General features: G+C 37.7%; 15 protein-coding genes. 12 read left to right on the forward strand and 3 right to left on the reverse strand.

What is annotated here, in order from left to right:
* Positions 1-96: 96 nt before the first annotated feature.
* The 3 genes from adeN to glnL form a co-directional block, all read right to left on the reverse strand.
* Positions 97-750, reverse strand: a complete 654-nt coding sequence (gene adeN / locus MKL35_RS12325) for a multidrug efflux transcriptional repressor AdeN (protein WP_032011523.1) — start codon at positions 748-750, stop codon at positions 97-99.
* A gap of 276 nt (positions 751-1,026) precedes the next feature.
* Positions 1,027-2,520: a nitrogen regulation protein NR(I) gene (glnG, locus tag MKL35_RS12330; RefSeq protein WP_004708399.1), complete on the reverse strand. Its 1,494-nt coding sequence runs from the start codon at positions 2,518-2,520 to the stop codon at positions 1,027-1,029.
* Positions 2,507-3,616, reverse strand: a complete 1,110-nt coding sequence (gene glnL, locus MKL35_RS12335; RefSeq protein ID WP_002049598.1) for a nitrogen regulation protein NR(II) — start codon at positions 3,614-3,616, stop codon at positions 2,507-2,509. The genes glnG and glnL overlap by 14 nt, the downstream gene beginning before the upstream one ends.
* A gap of 341 nt (positions 3,617-3,957) precedes the next feature.
* On the opposite strand from glnL, the gene rimO reads away from it, so the two are divergent.
* The 12 genes from rimO to lpxA all read left to right on the forward strand — a co-directional run bounded on the left by rimO (position 3,958) and on the right by lpxA (position 16,322).
* Positions 3,958-5,301 (forward strand): 30S ribosomal protein S12 methylthiotransferase RimO, encoded by a 1,344-nt coding sequence (gene rimO, locus MKL35_RS12345; RefSeq protein ID WP_004701193.1) that lies wholly within the window; start codon positions 3,958-3,960, stop codon positions 5,299-5,301.
* Between the two features lie 51 nt (positions 5,302-5,352).
* A complete protein-coding gene (pyrH, locus tag MKL35_RS12350) occupies positions 5,353-6,081 on the forward strand; it encodes a UMP kinase (RefSeq protein ID WP_000852257.1) in 729 nt (242 codons plus the stop codon).
* 85 nt (positions 6,082-6,166) lie between these two features.
* Complete coding sequence (gene frr, locus MKL35_RS12355; RefSeq protein ID WP_002049637.1) at positions 6,167-6,721, forward strand: ribosome recycling factor; 555 nt, start codon at positions 6,167-6,169, stop codon at positions 6,719-6,721.
* A 4-nt stretch (positions 6,722-6,725) separates the two neighbouring features.
* Positions 6,726-7,478, forward strand: a complete 753-nt coding sequence (uppS, locus tag MKL35_RS12360) for a polyprenyl diphosphate synthase (protein WP_004708401.1) — start codon at positions 6,726-6,728, stop codon at positions 7,476-7,478.
* Positions 7,478-8,302: a phosphatidate cytidylyltransferase gene (locus MKL35_RS12365; protein ID WP_002049666.1), complete on the forward strand. Its 825-nt coding sequence runs from the start codon at positions 7,478-7,480 to the stop codon at positions 8,300-8,302. Before uppS ends, MKL35_RS12365 begins: the two co-directional genes overlap by 1 nt.
* Positions 8,303-9,499, forward strand: a complete 1,197-nt coding sequence (ispC, locus tag MKL35_RS12370; protein WP_270913761.1) for a 1-deoxy-D-xylulose-5-phosphate reductoisomerase — start codon at positions 8,303-8,305, stop codon at positions 9,497-9,499.
* Between the two features lies 1 nt (position 9,500).
* Positions 9,501-10,856, forward strand: coding sequence for an RIP metalloprotease RseP (rseP, locus tag MKL35_RS12375; protein WP_032011525.1), 1,356 nt, complete (start codon positions 9,501-9,503; stop codon positions 10,854-10,856).
* A 37-nt stretch (positions 10,857-10,893) separates the two neighbouring features.
* Positions 10,894-13,425 (forward strand): outer membrane protein assembly factor BamA, encoded by a 2,532-nt coding sequence (gene bamA / locus MKL35_RS12380; RefSeq protein ID WP_374993140.1) that lies wholly within the window; start codon positions 10,894-10,896, stop codon positions 13,423-13,425.
* A 41-nt stretch (positions 13,426-13,466) separates the two neighbouring features.
* Entirely contained in the window at positions 13,467-13,970 is a 504-nt protein-coding gene (locus MKL35_RS12385) for an OmpH family outer membrane protein (protein WP_002049593.1), read from the forward strand.
* Positions 13,971-13,974: 4 nt separating this feature from the next.
* The gene (gene lpxD / locus MKL35_RS12390) at positions 13,975-15,045 is read left to right on the forward strand and encodes a UDP-3-O-(3-hydroxymyristoyl)glucosamine N-acyltransferase (RefSeq protein WP_032011528.1); all 1,071 of its coding nucleotides are present in this window, start codon (positions 13,975-13,977) and stop codon (positions 15,043-15,045) included.
* 6 nt (positions 15,046-15,051) lie between these two features.
* Entirely contained in the window at positions 15,052-15,537 is a 486-nt protein-coding gene (gene fabZ / locus MKL35_RS12395) for a 3-hydroxyacyl-ACP dehydratase FabZ (RefSeq protein ID WP_002049600.1), read from the forward strand.
* A complete protein-coding gene (gene lpxA / locus MKL35_RS12400) occupies positions 15,534-16,322 on the forward strand; it encodes an acyl-ACP--UDP-N-acetylglucosamine O-acyltransferase (RefSeq protein WP_002049604.1) in 789 nt (262 codons plus the stop codon). Before fabZ ends, lpxA begins: the two co-directional genes overlap by 4 nt.

Raw genomic sequence — 16,322 nt, forward strand, 5'->3', positions numbered from 1 at the left:
AATTGTCTTTGAAATACAACAATTATCTGTTGTTGGCTGGGTGGATGTGGGAAAAAGAAGTCTACTATACTATAAGCATTTCAAAATGCAAAAGAATTAGACTTTATGGTGGCCTTTTAAGAAAATTTCTACACAATAATGAATATAATCAAATACTTCATATTCATTGGTTGGCAGTGGCATGCCCATAATCATACGCCACTCAATATCACGTAAAATCCCAAAATACATGAGAGATGAGTGATCGGGAGAGGTACAAGTAATTTCACCTGACTGATGAGAAATAAGTAGTGCTTGAGCAATGGTATTTTGTACGTCTTGAGCGCATTTTTCGTATAAATATTGACTCAAAGTTGCATTACACTGGGTTTGTTCAATAACCAAACGTAAAAAAGCAATATGCTCAGGTTGAATAATGTGGTTATAAAAACGGATGAGAGTTTGAATTAAGTATTCTTTTAAAGAAGCCTGATCTGGTTGAAATGCAATACAAATATCTTTAAAGAACATCTCACGGCGGTAATCGCAAATTGCAGTAAATAAGCCCTCTTTATTACCAAAGTATTTATAAATAGAAGCTTTTGAACCACCAGCATGATTGACGATGTCATCTAAAGAGACAGCATCATATCCTTTTTCCAAAAACAGTTCGGTTGCGCTTAGCAATAGTGCTAAACGACGTTCTACACCGCGACGTGTTTGAGGTTTGTCACATATAGGATGATATGACTCAAGGACTGGATCATGCATAAAATTTAATAACGACAATTAATACTGCTTAACTAGTATAACAAAACTATCTTTAAGGATGGTCATCGCTATATTTTTAGGTTGCTTGATAAACAGTAATATAAAATTTAATTTGAATAAATATTTTAAAATACAAATATTTGTGAAATATTTTGAAGGTTTTTAATGATGTAACTGTATGTTCACATTTTAGTTTAACCATGTCTTTTCAATGTAAATCAAGATAAAGAAAAAGCGACTAATGGATTTAGTCGCTTTTTCTTTTACGAATGATTATTAAGCTTCAGACAAAGTTACTTTGTGTTCATCCTCATCATCGTCATCAGCAGAATCCATGCCTAGTTCTTTTAACTTTCGGGTTAGAGTGTTGCGACCCCAACCTAATAGCTCGGCTGCATGACGTTTGCGTCCACGAGTTTGCTGTAGTGCAGCATTAATTAAAGTGCGCTCAAACATTGGTGTAGCAATATCCAAAATCTTCATTTCGCCATTTTTGAGTTTTTGAATTGCCCATTGACTTAGTAGCTCATCCCAATGATGTAAAGAAATACGCTCAAAAGATGGAGCAGGTTGGCTAGCTTCACTATTTTTTTGGAGTGGAACTTGTTTAAGTTCTGAAGGTAAATCTTCTGGGTAAACCTCACGGCCAGTAATCATGACGGTTAACCAGCGGCAGGTATTTTCAAGCTGACGAACATTACCAGGCCATGGTAATTGCTGCATATAGTCAGTTGTCTCGGTACGTAAAATCTTTGGACTTACGCCTAACTCTTTACCAGCGCGAGCCAAGAAATGTTGAGCTAACATCGGAATATCTTCACTTCGATGTGCAAGCTTAGGAATATGAATACGAATTACATTTAGACGGTGGTATAAGTCTTCACGGAAGCGACCTTCATTTACCAATTTTTCTAAATCTTGGTGTGTTGCCGCTACGATCCGAACATCAACTTTAACAGGGATATGCCCGCCAACGCGGTAAAACTCACCATCTGCGAGTACACGTAGTAATCGCGTCTGTGTTTCAAATGGCATGTCACCAATTTCATCAAGGAAGAGAGTGCCACCATTGGCTTGTTCAAAGCGACCTTGATGTTGAGTATTAGCGCCAGTAAAAGCACCTTTTTCATGGCCAAATAATTCCGTTTCAATTAAGTCTTTCGGAATTGCTGCCATGTTTAGAGCAATAAATGGTTTGGCTCTGCGTGGTGAATGCTTATGTAAAGCATGTGCAACTAATTCTTTACCTGTTCCTGACTCACCATTAATTAAAACGGTAATATGCGACTGAGATAAGCGACCAATTGCCCGGAAAACCTCTTGCATAGCCGGAGATTCACCAATAATTTCTGTCGATTGTAGCGGAGAAGCAGTTTTTGTAGCCTCTTGCTGCTGCAATTTATTGATATGTAAAATTGCTCGATTGACTAAAGCTAAAGCTTCATCAATATCAAACGGTTTTGGTAAATACTCAAATGCACCAGTTTGATAGCTAGATACAGCAGACTCTAAGTCCGAATGCGCTGTCATAATGATCACAGGCAAATCAGGATGAGAGTTTTTTACTTTAGATAAGAAAGTTAATCCATCAATGCCTGGCATACGGATGTCAGTTAAGATGACATCCGGCGCATCATGATGTAAACGTTCGAGTGCTGTTTGAGCTTCTTCAAAATTGGTGACGTCAAATCCTTCTTCTTTAAAGGTCTTTTCAAGTACCCATCGCATGGCGCGATCGTCATCAATAACCCATATTTTATTTCGCGACACGGTCTGACTCCCAAGGTAAATATAAGCTAAACATTGTTTTTCCAGGAACTGATTGGCATTCAATCATTCCGTTATGTTGATGCATGATGTTCTGTGCAATACTCAGGCCAAGGCCTGTGCCTTTTGCTCGTCCTGTAACCAAAGGATAAAACACAGACTCTAAAATGCTTTCGGGAATACCCGGTCCATTGTCCTCAATATCGACTCGTACCGCAGAGCGATTGAGTACACCATTAATAGTGACTAGACGTTGAATTCGGGTACGTAAAATTAATTCAGGCTCTTGATCTATAAAAAAAGATTTATTTTCTGTGATGGCTTGAATTGCATTAACGCTAATATTGAGCATGACTTGGATAAGTTGATCTCGATCGGCTTTTACATCCGGTAAAGATAAATCATAGTCACGCGTAATTTTTATTTTTTTCTTGGTTTGATTTGCGATTAAAGAGCGTACACGTTCCAAAGGTTCATGCACATTTACGTTTTCATAACTCGGCAGTTGTCTTGAACCTAGCATAGTGTCTGCTAAATTGGTGAGACGGTCTACCTCATTAATAATGACATCTGTAAATTCAGCATAACTCTCGTCATTTAAACTACGAGCAAGTAACTGAGTTGCACCCCTGATACCAGCCAGAGGATTTTTAATTTCATGAGCCACACCTCTAACCAGTTGTCTAGCCACCTGATGTTGTTGAATTAGGTTTTCTTCTTTAGAAATTTTCAACATCCGATCAATTGGATTTAGCTCAATAAGTAAGAGCGGGTGGTAGCTTTTGCCTGCATTTAACTGTGAAACCGTATAATCAACATGTAAGTCTTTAAAGTTGACATTAATTACAGCTTCACGACGTGTATAAGGCTGTCCTGTTTTTAGAGTATTGAGTAACGCTTCATGTGTATTAAAAGTATCATCAGGGGCATGAAGTAAATTTAAAACCGGTTGTCCAGAAGCGCGAAGCAAACTAATGTCAAAAAGTGCTTCACAAGCAGAATTTAAATAAAAAATATTAAAGTTACTATCGATTAGTAAAATCGCAGTAGTTAAGTTGTCTACCAAAAGGCGATAGTCGATAGGTGTGTGTTGATCCATTAGCGAATCGTTCCTGTCTTAAAATGGCGCAATGGCATCTTCATTAGTTATCGGTTTTCACCGTTATAGAACATGCATGATGCAAAATGTACGCCAACTTTGTTTATGGATTATTTTAAGGTTTCAAGCGTAGTTAAAGCGCTCTAAAATCGTTCTTAATATCTTTTGGTCAAAAATATGGATGTGTATACCAATAATATCATGATCCAACTTGGTGCAATATTGAGTTTTGGTGCAAATATTGGTTGTATTTTGGTGCATTACACAAAGAGTGGGGTTTCCACCTATGCTTGAGACGAGAAAAGACATACAATACGCGCATTCAAGTGGAGCGCAGATTCATGAAGACCCCCAAAGTCGGTTTTGTTTCTTTAGGTTGTCCTAAGGCATTGGTAGATTCTGAACGAATTTTAACTCAGTTAAAGACTGAAGGTTATCAAGTTGCATCAGATTATGATGGTGCTGATTTAGTTGTTGTTAATACCTGTGGTTTTATTGAATCTGCAGTACAAGAATCGTTAGATGCAATTGGCGAAGCCATGAGTGAAAATGGCCGAGTTATTGTTACAGGTTGTTTGGGTAAAGACGAAGATAAAATTCGTCAAATGCACCCTAATGTTTTAAAAGTCACTGGTGCAGCAGCTTACCAGGACGTTATGGAAGCTGTACATGAATATGTGCCAGCACCGCCTAAACATAATCCGTTTATTGATCTTGTTCCTGAGCAAGGTATCCGTTTAACACCTAAACATTATGCTTATTTGAAAATATCTGAAGGCTGTAACCATCGTTGTACCTTCTGTATCATCCCAAGCATGCGCGGTGATTTAGTATCACGTCCGGTTGGTAGCGTATTAGAAGAAGCTGCCGCATTAAAACGCGCCGGTGTGAAAGAAATTTTGGTTATTTCACAAGATACTTCAGCTTATGGTGTAGATACTAAATATAAGCTGGACTTCTGGAATGGCCAACCTGTAAAAACCAAATTCTTTGACATGTGTGAAGCACTTGGTCAGCTTGGAATCTGGGTTCGTCTACATTATGTATATCCATATCCACATGTTGATGCAGTAATCGATTTGATGGCTCAAGGTAAAATATTGCCATACCTAGATATTCCTTTCCAACATGCAAGCCCACGTGTTCTTAAATTAATGAAACGTCCGGCGCATAGTGAAAATACTTTAGAAAAAATTAAATTATGGCGTGAAAAATGCCCTGATCTTGTAATCCGTTCTACTTTTGTGGTTGGTTTTCCAGGCGAAACTGAAGAAGACTTCCAGATTTTGCTCGATTGGTTGGTTGAAGCTCAACTTGATCGTGTAGGCTGCTTTACCTACTCACCAGTAGAAGGCGCTACGGCCAATGATTTACCAGATCATGTGCCAGAAGAAATTAAGCAAGAGCGTTACGAGCGCTTTATGCAAGTGCAGCAGCAAATATCTGCTGCCAAATTACAAAAACGTATCGGTCAAACGATGACTGTATTAGTCGATGGTTTGGAAGATGAATATCCTGTTGCTGTTGCACGTTCTTATGCCGATGCTCCGGAAATTGACGGTAATGTCTTCGTAGAAGATATCGATAAGAGCACGATTCAACCAGGTGATATGTTGGAAGTCGAAATTACCGATGCGGATGAATACGACTTATTTGCAAAGTTAATTAAAATTAAATCGGTCTAATCGAATCACGATTCAAAAAGCATTCAGTTTAAGAGGTCTTGGAGCAAAATCATGGCGGAAACAATAAGCCCCCGTTATTCACGAATTTTATTAAAATTATCTGGTGAGGCATTATCAGGTAATAAAGATATGGGTATTGATGCTCAAGTTTTAGATCAGATGTCACTTTCTATTGCACATTTGGTGGGCTTGGGTGTGCAAGTAGGTATCGTTGTTGGTGGTGGTAACTTATATCGTGGTAGCCAGTTACAAAAAGATGGCTTGGTTGGCCGTGTAACAGGTGACCAGATGGGTATGCTTGCAACTGTCATGAATGGTTTGGCAATGCGTGATGCATTAGTGCGTCGAAACATTAGAACTCGTCTTATGTCTGCATTACCAATTGGTACTGTTGTAGAGTCATATTCAAGTCGTGATGCAATCCGTCATTTAAGCCAGGGCGAAGTTTGTGTTTTCGTTGCGGGAACTGGAAATCCATTCTTTACAACTGATACAGCAGCATGTCTACGTGGTATTGAAATTGAAGCAAATTTAATTTTGAAAGCAACCAAAGTAGACGGTGTTTATAATAAAGATCCAAGCAAATATGAAGATGCAGTGAAATATGATCATTTAACATTTGATCAGGTGTTAGATGAGAAGTTAGGTGTTATGGATTTAACAGCAATTTGCTTATGCCGTGACCACAATGTGCCATTGCAAGTGTTTGATATGAATAAATCTGGTGCGCTTTTATCAGTTGTAATGGGTGAAAAAGAGGGTACACGCGTTACTAAATAATGTACGTGTGCCGCAAAGCTCTTTATACTAGCGCTAAATTAAATTTGTTATATACATCCTTGAATAAATAAGTAAGGAAGATCATATGATTAACGATCTGAAAAAAGACAGCGAACAGCGTATGATGAAAACTCTTGAGTCTTTGGAACAAGGGTTTGCTAAAGTTCGTACCGGCCGTGCACACCCATCAATTTTAAATGGGGTAATGGTTCCTTACTATGGTTCTGATGTGCCTTTAAACCAAGTAGCGAACGTTGGTGTTGAAGATTCTCGTACGCTTATCGTTCAACCGTTTGAACGTACAATGGTATCTGCAATTGATAAAGCAATTCGTGAAAGTGATTTAGGTTTGAATCCAATTACTGCTGATTCAATCCGTGTACCTTTACCAGCTTTAACTGAAGAAACACGCCGTGATATGCAGAAAGTTGCACGCAGTGAAGCTGAAAATGCAAAAGTTGCTATTCGTAACATTCGTCGTGATGTTTTAGGTGATATCAAAGCATTATTGAAAGAGAAAGAAATCTCTGAAGATGATGAGCGTCGTGCAGGTGATGATATCCAAAAAATCACTGATAAATATGTTGCAGAAGTAGATAAGCGTCTTGCAGCGAAAGAAGCAGAATTGATGAAGGTCTAATTTTATGACCGAATCAGAAGAGTATCATCTTCCTAAGCATGTTGCCATCATTATGGATGGCAACAACCGCTTTGCAAAGAAAAATCAAATGCAAAAAGGTGATGGGCATCGAGAAGGTAAAAATATTCTTGATCCTATTGTTGAACATTGTATAAAAACTAGTGTCCGTGCTTTAACTGTTTTTGCATTTTCGAGTGAAAATTGGAATCGACCACAATATGAAGTCGATCTGCTTATGAAGCTTCTTGAAGAAACTATTCATGAGCAAATACCTCGCATGAAGAAATTCAATATTGCTTTGCGTTTTATAGGGGATCGTTCTAGATTACCTTCACATTTAGTTGCCTTAATGGAAGATGCAGAGCAACAAACAGTACATCATGACACCATGACATTAACCATTGCGATTAGCTATGGTGGTATGTGGGATATTGCAAATGCAGCTAAACAAGTTGCCCAAGCAGTTTCACGTGGTGAAATTGACGCTGATCAAATAAATGTTGATTTGTTCGAAAAATATGTCAGTCTAAACGATCTGCCAGCTGTGGACTTGTTGATCCGTACAGGTGGAGATTTCCGTATATCTAACTTCTTGTTATGGCAAGCAGCCTATGCGGAACTGTATTTTACGGATACTTTGTGGCCGGAATTTACAGTCGAGGAATTCGATCATGCACTGAATGTTTTTTCAGGGCGTGAACGTCGTTTCGGTAAAACATCTGAACAAATTCAGCAAGAGAAAATCGAGAAATTATAATGTTAGAGCGGATTGTTACCGCATTGGTACTTGTTGCAGTTGTTTTAAGCTGTATGTTTGCTACGCAATCACATTATCCAATGTTGGTACTTATGATTGTAGCAGCAGCGGTTGCGGGGTATGAATGGTATAAGTTGATGCCTCATGAAGCTGGCGCCGTAGTAAAACCTAAAGCATGGGGTTATGGTCTACTTGTTGCTTTTGTTTCGGGCGTTGCCTTGTTCTTTCACGACATTGCATTACTGCTATGGTCTGCTTCAATTTTAACTTGGCTCGTTAGTGTATATTGGGTTAAGTCCTTTCCTGAATTTGATGGGTGGTATAACGCGACCCTTTATGTCATTGGTTTAATTCTTATCTGTGCAGCAGTGACTGCAATTTTTGTAGTATGGCAAAGCTCACCATGGTGGTTGATGTATTTGTTCTTGCTTGTATGGGGTGCAGATAGTGGAGCTTACTTCGTAGGTCGTAAATTCGGTAAGAGAAAATTAGCACCTACGGTAAGCCCTAATAAATCAGTAGAAGGTTTATATGGTGGTATTCTCACTACAATTATTGTAATGCTTGTAGTGCAATATCAATATTTAAACTTAACTTGGGTTCAACAACTTTTATTCCTGATCTTATCTTTAGTCACAGTATTCGGTTCAGTATTAGGTGATCTATTTGAGTCGATGATTAAACGCCGTGCTGGTATTAAAGATTCTGGCCGTGTTTTGCCAGGTCATGGTGGTGTGTTGGATCGTATTGATTCTTTACTCGCAGCAGCCCCGATTTTTGCAACGGGAATGTATATATTAAAGCTTATTGGTGTAGATTTATAGATGACACAATCTGTTTGCATATTGGGTGTAACTGGTTCTATTGGGCAAAGTACATTAAAAATTTTAAGCCAACATCCAGATAAGTATTCAGTCTTTGCAGTTTCGGCACATAGTCGAATTTCTGAACTTGTTGAAATCTGCAAACAGTTCCGCCCTAAAGTGGTCGTTGTTCCTGAACAGAAAATAGTTGAACTAACCACCTTATTTGCTCAACAAAATATACAAGGTATTGATATTTTAATTGGGCAAGATGGTCTAGTTGAGATCGCATCACATACAGATGTTGATATTGTTATGGCAGCAATTGTCGGAGCAGCGGGACTGTTGCCTACTTTGGCAGCTGTTAAAGCTGGTAAACGAGTATTGCTTGCAAATAAAGAAGCATTGGTTATGTCTGGTGAAATCATGATGCAAGCTGCTCGTGATCATCAGGCATTATTATTACCAGTGGATTCAGAGCATAATGCCATTTTTCAGTCATTACCTCATAACTATTTACAAGTTGAGAGAACTGGACAACCACAACTAGGCGTATCTCAAATATTGCTAACCGCATCTGGTGGCCCATTCTTAAATCATTCCTTGGAACAGTTGGAACATGTAACACCCCAACAAGCATGTAAACATCCAAATTGGTCAATGGGGCAAAAAATTTCAGTTGACTCGGCTACTCTCATGAATAAAGGGTTGGAGTTAATTGAAGCGTGTCATTTATTTTCAATATCTGAACATTTTGTTACAGTTGTTGTTCATCCACAAAGTATTATTCACTCTATGGTGCAGTATGTTGATGGTTCAACATTAGCACAAATGGGTAATCCTGATATGTGTACGCCAATTGCACATGCATTAGCATGGCCTGAGCGTTTACAAACAAGTGTTCCTGCTTTAGATTTATTTGAGTATTCTCAACTTAATTTTCAGGCGCCCGATACCCAAAAATTTCCTACATTAAATTTAGCAAGACAAGCAATGCGTGCAGGAGGTTTGGCACCTACCATTTTGAATGCGGCAAATGAAATTGCTGTTGAAGCATTCTTAAAGGAAAGGATTGGATTTACACATATTCCACAAGTGGTAGAGCATACTTTGCAAGAGTTAGAGAATGCCGCAGCTGAAAGCATTGAGTGCATTTTAGATAAAGATAAAGTGGCTCGATCTATAGCTCAGAAATATATATCAAGTATTGGAGGCTGAAATGAATGCGCTTTTTATGATTGCAGCAGCAGCTCTTTTACTTGGTCCTTTAATTGCAATTCATGAGTTTGGCCATTACTGGGTTGCACGCAAACTTGGGGTTAAAGTTTTAGTTTACTCAATTGGTTTTGGTCCAACTTTATTGAAATGGACCTCTAAAAAATCGGGTATCAAGTATCAGCTTTCTGCTTTACCTTTAGGTGGCTTCGTCAAAATGTTGGACGAGCGTGAAGGTAATGTCGCAGAACAAGATCTACCGTATGCTTTTAATAGACAAAAACCATGGAAACGTATAGCTATTGTTGCTGCAGGGCCACTAATTAACTTAATTTTTGCTGTACTTCTCTTTTGGGTTTTGTTTTTACCAGCACAACAACAATTAAATACCAAAATTGGTAAAATTATTCCAAATTCTCCAGCTGCAGAGGCTCAATTGCATGTGGGGGACAAAATTATTGCTGTTGATGGAAAAGAGACTGCAACTTGGGAAAAACTAAACTTTGCTTTAATTGATCGTGTAGGCGAGACAGGTACTATAAATATCGATGTTGATCGTGCAGGTACAGAGAAAAATTTTGTCTTACCTATTAAAGATTTTTTAAAAAACCAGAATGAATCTGCATTGGATATATTAGGCTTCTTGCCTTATCGTCCTGTAATTCCTGCTGTGGTAACAGATTTAACAGAAGATGGTGCGGCTATTCGTCAAGGAATGAAAGTAGGTGATCGTATTGTTGCGATTGATGGCCAGCCTATGAAAGATTGGTTTGATGTTGTTGAAGTCGTACAGCGTTCTCCAGAAAAATTGCTTAATATTGATGTTTTACGCCATGCGCAATTAGTGCATTTACAAGTTATGCCGCAAGGAAAGCGGGATAATATGGGACAGGTCAATGGTGTACTTGGTGTAAAAAGTGATGCTGGAAAAATTACAATTCCTGACGAATATAAGCAAACAATTCAATATACTCCAATACAAGCTTTTGAAATGGCACTTGATAAAACTGGCCAAATCTCTAGCATGATTTTGAATTCAATAGTGAAAATGGTTAAAGGATTAATTGGATTAGAAAATCTTTCTGGCCCAATTACCATTGCAAAAGTTGCTGGACAAAGTGCAGAAATGGGATGGGAAACTTTTATCTCTTTTATGGCTTTAATGAGTGTAAGTCTTGGAATTTTAAACTTATTACCAATTCCAATGTTAGATGGTGGTCATCTAGTGTATTACATTATTGAAGCTATTCGAGGGAAACCTGTTTCTGAACAAATACAAATGTTTGGTCTAAAAATTGGTATGGTACTGCTCGGTAGTATGATGCTTTTAGCTTTATTTAATGACTTTATGCGTTTGTAAACGTATATGGATTTATAACTTACTGGAAAAAACTGGCATGCGGCACACACATTTTTTAATGCCTTTGGCACTTGTTAGCGCTATGGCAGCGGTACAACAAGCATATGCAGCTGATGATTTCGTTGTTAGAGATATTCGTGTAAACGGCTTAGTCCGTCTTACTCCTGCAAATGTTTATACCATGTTGCCAATCAACAGTGGCGATCGCGTTAATGAACCGATGATCGCCGAAGCAATTCGAACATTGTATGCCACGGGTCTTTTTGATGATATTAAAGCATCAAAAGATAACGATACTTTGGTCTTTAATGTCATTGAACGCCCTATTATTTCAAAACTCGAATTTAAGGGTAATAAACTTATTCCTAAAGAGGCATTAGAACAAGGCCTTAAAAAAATGGGTGTTGCAGAAGGTGAGGTTTTTAAGAAATCTGCTTTGCAAACCATTCAAACAGAATTAGAGCAGCAATACACCCAACAAGGTCGTTATGATGCTAGTGTTACTGTTGATACCGTTGCGCGACCAAATAACCGCGTTGAATTAAAACTTAATTTTAACGAAGGAACGCCAGCAAAAGTTTTTGATATCAATGTAATTGGTAATACTGTTTTTAAAGACAGTGAAATCAAACAGGCATTTGCTGTTAAAGAAAGTGGTTGGGCTTCAATCGTTACACGTAATGACCGTTATGCGCGTGAGAAAATGGCTGCAAGCCTTGAAGCATTGCGTGCTATGTACCTTAACAAGGGTTATATTAATTTTAATATTAATAATTCCCAGCTTAATATTAGTGAAGATAAAAAACATATCTTTATTGAAGTTGCTGTTGAGGAAGGTAACCAATTTAAATTTGGTCAAACTAAATTCTTAGGTGATGCGCTTTATAAGCCTGAAGAGTTACAAGCACTAAAAATTTATAAAGATGGCGATATCTATTCACAAGAAAAGGTAAATGCAGTTAAGCAATTACTTCTACGAAAGTATGGTAACGCAGGTTATTACTTTGCTGATGTGAATATTGTTCCGCAAATTAATAATGAAACTGGTGTGGTTGACTTAAATTATTATGTAAACCCAGGTCAGCAAGTGACAGTGCGTCGTATTAACTTTACTGGTAATAGTAAAACTTCTGATGAAGTATTACGTCGTGAAATGCGTCAAATGGAAGGTGCTTTAGCAAGTAATGAAAAAATTGATTTGTCTAAAGTTCGTTTAGAGCGTACAGGTTTCTTTAAAACAGTTGATATTAAGCCTGCCCGTATTCCAAACTCTCCTGACCAAGTCGATTTGAACGTAAATGTTGAAGAACAACATTCAGGTACTACCACATTAGCTGTAGGTTATTCACAAAATGGTGGTATTACGTTCCAAGCTGGACTTAGTCAAACTAACTTTATGGGTACTGGTAACCGAGTTGCAATTGATTTGTCTCGTTCAGAAACTCAAGACTATTATAATCTAAGTGTTACTGACCCATACTTTACTATTGATGGGGTAAGTCGTGGTTATAACGTTTATTATCGTAAAACTAAGTTAAATGATAACTATAACGTTAACAACTACGTAACGGATAGTTTTGGTGGTAGTTTAAGCTTTGGTTATCCAATTGATGAAAACCAAAGCTTAAGTGCATCTCTAGGTATTGATAATACTAAAGTAACGACTGGCCCTTATGTTTCTACCTATGTGCGTGACTATTTATTGGCAAATGGTGGTAAGGCAACTGGTAAGTCGAATTGGTGTCCAACTGGTAAGACCGAGACTGACCCTGAAACAAATCAACCAATACCTGATACATGTGAAGGTGGTTTTAAAGAATATGATAGTGCTTTTGATGGCGAGTTCTTTACTTATAATTTAAACTTGGGTTGGTCATATAACACTTTAAATAGACCGATTTTCCCAACATCAGGTATGTCTCACCGAGTAGGTCTTGAAATTGGCCTGCCAGGTAGTGATGTTGACTATCAAAAATTAACTTATGATACACAAGCATTCTTACCGATTGGTAAATCAGGCTTTGTGCTTCGTGGTTATGGTAAGCTGGGTTATGGTAACGATTTACCATTCTATAAAAACTTCTATGCCGGCGGTTATGGTTCTGTTCGAGGCTATGACAATAGTACTTTAGGGCCTAAATATGCCAGTGTAAATTTACAAGAAACAAAACAGAATGATCCTTCACCTGAAAATGTTGGTGGTAATGCTCTAGTTCAATTTGGTACTGAATTAGCATTACCTATGCCATTTAAAGGTGATTGGACGCGTCAAGTACGTCCTGTTATTTTTGCAGAAGGTGGTCAGGTCTTCGATACCAAATGTAATATTAATAACTCTGTATACGGTGATAAAGGCATGATGATTAATGGCCAAACTATTACAGATGTTAAGAAATATTGTGAAGATAACTATGGCTTTGATTTAGGTAACTTACGTTATAGCGTGGGTGTGGGTGTAACCTGGATTACTATGATTGGACCATTATCACTTAGCTATGCATTCTCGTTAAATGATAAACCGGGTGATGAAACTAAAGAAATCCAGTTTGAAATTGGTCGTACTTTCTAAGTACGATCATATTGAACAACGAAATAAGGAAAGAAATTTACATGAAAAAATTAAATACATTAATGTTAGGGTTAGGCTTGACGGTGGCTTCGGTAGCAGCTAATGCAGCCGGTTATGGGGTGATTGATCTTGCTAAAGTTGTTGAGAGCAGTACTTATTTGAAACAACAAAACGCAAGCTTGAATCAGTCTGTGAAACCAACAACGACTAAACTTGAGCAATTAGGTAAAGAGTTAGAAGGGCTTCAACGTCAAGCGCAGACCCAAGGTCAAAAAATGAAAGAAGATGAGATTAAAAAATTACAATCTCAGTATCAATCAAAGTTAAATGAATTTAATTCAACACAGCAGGGCTTACAGTCTAGAGTTCAAACTAGCTTGCAAAGTATGAACACAACTTTTGAGTCTAGAGTTAAGCAAGCTGCTGAGCAATTACGAAAAGAAAATAATCTTGACTTTATTTTGAATAAAAATTCAACTGTTGCCTATGACGCTAAGTATGATTTAACTGATAAAATGATACAAAAGGTTAATTCAATGAAATAAATTAATGAAAGTGCAACAATTTCGTTTAGATGAATTAGCTCACCTTGTTAAAGGTGAGTTAATTGGTGAAGGTAGTCTTCAATTTTCGAACTTAGCAAGTTTGGAAAATGCAGAGGTTAATCATCTTACTTTCGTAAATGGTGATAAATATCTCGAACAAGCTAAAGCAAGTCGTGCAGGGGCTTTCATTGTTACTGCTGCTTTAAAAGAACATCTTCCTGAAAAAGATAACTTTATTATTGTTGATAATCCTTATCTTGCTTTTGCAATCCTTACTCATGTATTTGATAAAAAGCTTATTTCAAAAGGTATAGAAAGTACTGCTCAAATCCATCCTTCTGCTGTTATTTCAGAAGCTGCTTATATTGGTCACTATGTAGTCATTGGTGAGAATTGTGTAGTAGGTGATAACACAATCATTCAATCACATACCAAACTTGATGATGATGTAGAAGTTGGGAAAGACTGTTTTATTGACTCTCATGTCACCATTACAGGTAGCTCTAAATTGGGCGACCGGGTGCGTGTTCATTCAAATACTGTAATTGGTAGTGAAGGTTTTGGTTTTGCTCCCTATCAAGGTAAATGGCACCGTATTGCTCAGTTAGGATCAGTTCTAATCGGAAACGATGTTCGAATTGGATCAAATTGTAGTATTGATCGCGGTGCTCTTGATAATACAATTTTAGAAGATGGTGTAATTATTGATAACCTTGTGCAAATTGCACATAACGTTCATATTGGTTCAAATACTGCTATTGCAGCTACCTGTGGCATTGCGGGTAGTACAAAAATTGGCAAAAACTGTATTCTAGCAGGCGCATGTGGGGTAGCAGGTCACCTTTCAATTGCTGATAATGTGACTTTAACTGGAATGTCAATGGTCACAAAAAATATTTCTGAGGCTGGAACTTATTCTTCAGGAATTGGATTGTTCGAAAATAGCCAGTGGAAAAAAACGATTGTACGCTTGAGACAATTAGCAGATGTGCCATTGACCCAAATCACTAAACGACTTGATCATATACAAGCTCAAATAGAGTCTCTTGAATCAACTTTTAATTTGCGTAAATAGAATATTATGACCGAGTCAACTACACCTAAATTTGCCATCCCTGAATTACCAATGCAGATTCAAACGATTCGTCAATATTTGCCGCATCGTTACCCATTCTTATTGGTTGATCGTGTGATTGAAGTTACTGACAATAGTATTGTTGGTTATAAAAATGTTTCTATCAATGAAGAGTTTCTTCAAGGACATTTCCCAGAATATCCAATTATGCCTGGTGTTCTAATTGTTGAAGCACTAGCTCAAGTTTCAGGCGTTCTAGGTTTTATTATGAACAATGAGACGCCAAAACCAGGTTCTTTGTTCCTGTTTGCTGGTGCAGAAAGAGTTAGATTTAAAAAACAAGTAGTTGCAGGCGACCAACTTGTATTAAAATCCGAGTTGGTAATGCAGAAGCGCGGTATTTACAAATACAATTGTACAGCTAGCGTTGATGGCATTGTAGCAGCAACCGCTGAGATTATGATTTCACACCAAAAAACAGAGCAGGCATGAGCAATCACGATTTAATCCATTCTACCGCCATTATTGATCCATCTGCAGTGATTGCTTCAGATGTTCAAATCGGACCTTATTGTGTTATTGGTCCTCAAGTGACTATTGGTGCTGGTACTAAATTACATTCTCATGTGGTAGTAGGTGGTTTTACCAGAATTGGTCAAAATAATGAGATCTTTCAATTTGCAAGTGTTGGCGAAGTTTGTCAAGACCTCAAATATAAAGGTGAAGAAACTTGGCTTGAAATTGGTAACAATAATTTAATTCGCGAACATTGCAGCTTACATAGAGGCACTGTGCAAGATAATTCATTGACTAAGATAGGTAGTCATAACCTATTGATGGTAAATACTCATATTGCACATGACTGTATTGTAGGTGATCACAATATCTTTGCTAATAATGTTGGTGTTGCTGGACACGTACATATTGGTGATCATGTTATTGTCGGTGGTAATTCTGGAATTCATCAATTCTGTAAGATTGACTCTTATAGCATGATTGGTGGGGCCTCACTGATTCTTAAAGATGTACCAGCCTATGTTATGGCTTCTGGTAATCCTGCGCATGCCTTTGGTATAAATATTGAAGGTATGCGAAGAAAAGGTTGGTCTAAAAATACAATTCAGGGCTTAAGAGAAGCTTATAAATTGATATTTAAATCTGGTCTAACCTCTGTTCAAGCTGTTGAGCAAATTAAAAGTGAAATTTTGCCTTCTGTTCCAGAAGCTCAATTATTAATTGACTCTCTTGAGCAATCCGAGCGTGGAATTGTACGCTAA

The organism is Acinetobacter sp. AOR41_HL (assembly GCF_027854645.1).
Lineage (GTDB): Bacteria > Pseudomonadota > Gammaproteobacteria > Pseudomonadales > Moraxellaceae > Acinetobacter > Acinetobacter nosocomialis.

Bases quoted from the DNA above. Each gene is read 5' to 3' on its own strand.
- rseP (WP_032011525.1), top strand. From the start codon at position 9,501: ATGAATGCGCTTTTTATGATTGCAGCAGCAGCTCTTTTACTTGGTCCT.
- fabZ (WP_002049600.1), top strand. From the start codon at position 15,052: ATGACCGAGTCAACTACACCTAAATTTGCCATCCCTGAATTACCAATG.
- MKL35_RS12385 (WP_002049593.1), top strand. From the start codon at position 13,467: ATGAAAAAATTAAATACATTAATGTTAGGGTTAGGCTTGACGGTGGCT.
- rimO (WP_004701193.1), top strand. From the start codon at position 3,958: ATGAAGACCCCCAAAGTCGGTTTTGTTTCTTTAGGTTGTCCTAAGGCA.
- lpxA (WP_002049604.1), top strand. From the start codon at position 15,534: ATGAGCAATCACGATTTAATCCATTCTACCGCCATTATTGATCCATCT.
- uppS (WP_004708401.1), top strand. From the start codon at position 6,726: ATGACCGAATCAGAAGAGTATCATCTTCCTAAGCATGTTGCCATCATT.
- bamA (WP_374993140.1), top strand. From the start codon at position 10,894: ATGCGGCACACACATTTTTTAATGCCTTTGGCACTTGTTAGCGCTATG.
- pyrH (WP_000852257.1), top strand. From the start codon at position 5,353: ATGGCGGAAACAATAAGCCCCCGTTATTCACGAATTTTATTAAAATTA.
- MKL35_RS12365 (WP_002049666.1), top strand. From the start codon at position 7,478: ATGTTAGAGCGGATTGTTACCGCATTGGTACTTGTTGCAGTTGTTTTA.
- frr (WP_002049637.1), top strand. From the start codon at position 6,167: ATGATTAACGATCTGAAAAAAGACAGCGAACAGCGTATGATGAAAACT.
- glnL (WP_002049598.1), bottom strand. From the start codon at position 3,616: ATGGATCAACACACACCTATCGACTATCGCCTTTTGGTAGACAACTTA.
- lpxD (WP_032011528.1), top strand. From the start codon at position 13,975: ATGAAAGTGCAACAATTTCGTTTAGATGAATTAGCTCACCTTGTTAAA.
- ispC (WP_270913761.1), top strand. From the start codon at position 8,303: ATGACACAATCTGTTTGCATATTGGGTGTAACTGGTTCTATTGGGCAA.
- adeN (WP_032011523.1), bottom strand. From the start codon at position 750: ATGCATGATCCAGTCCTTGAGTCATATCATCCTATATGTGACAAACCT.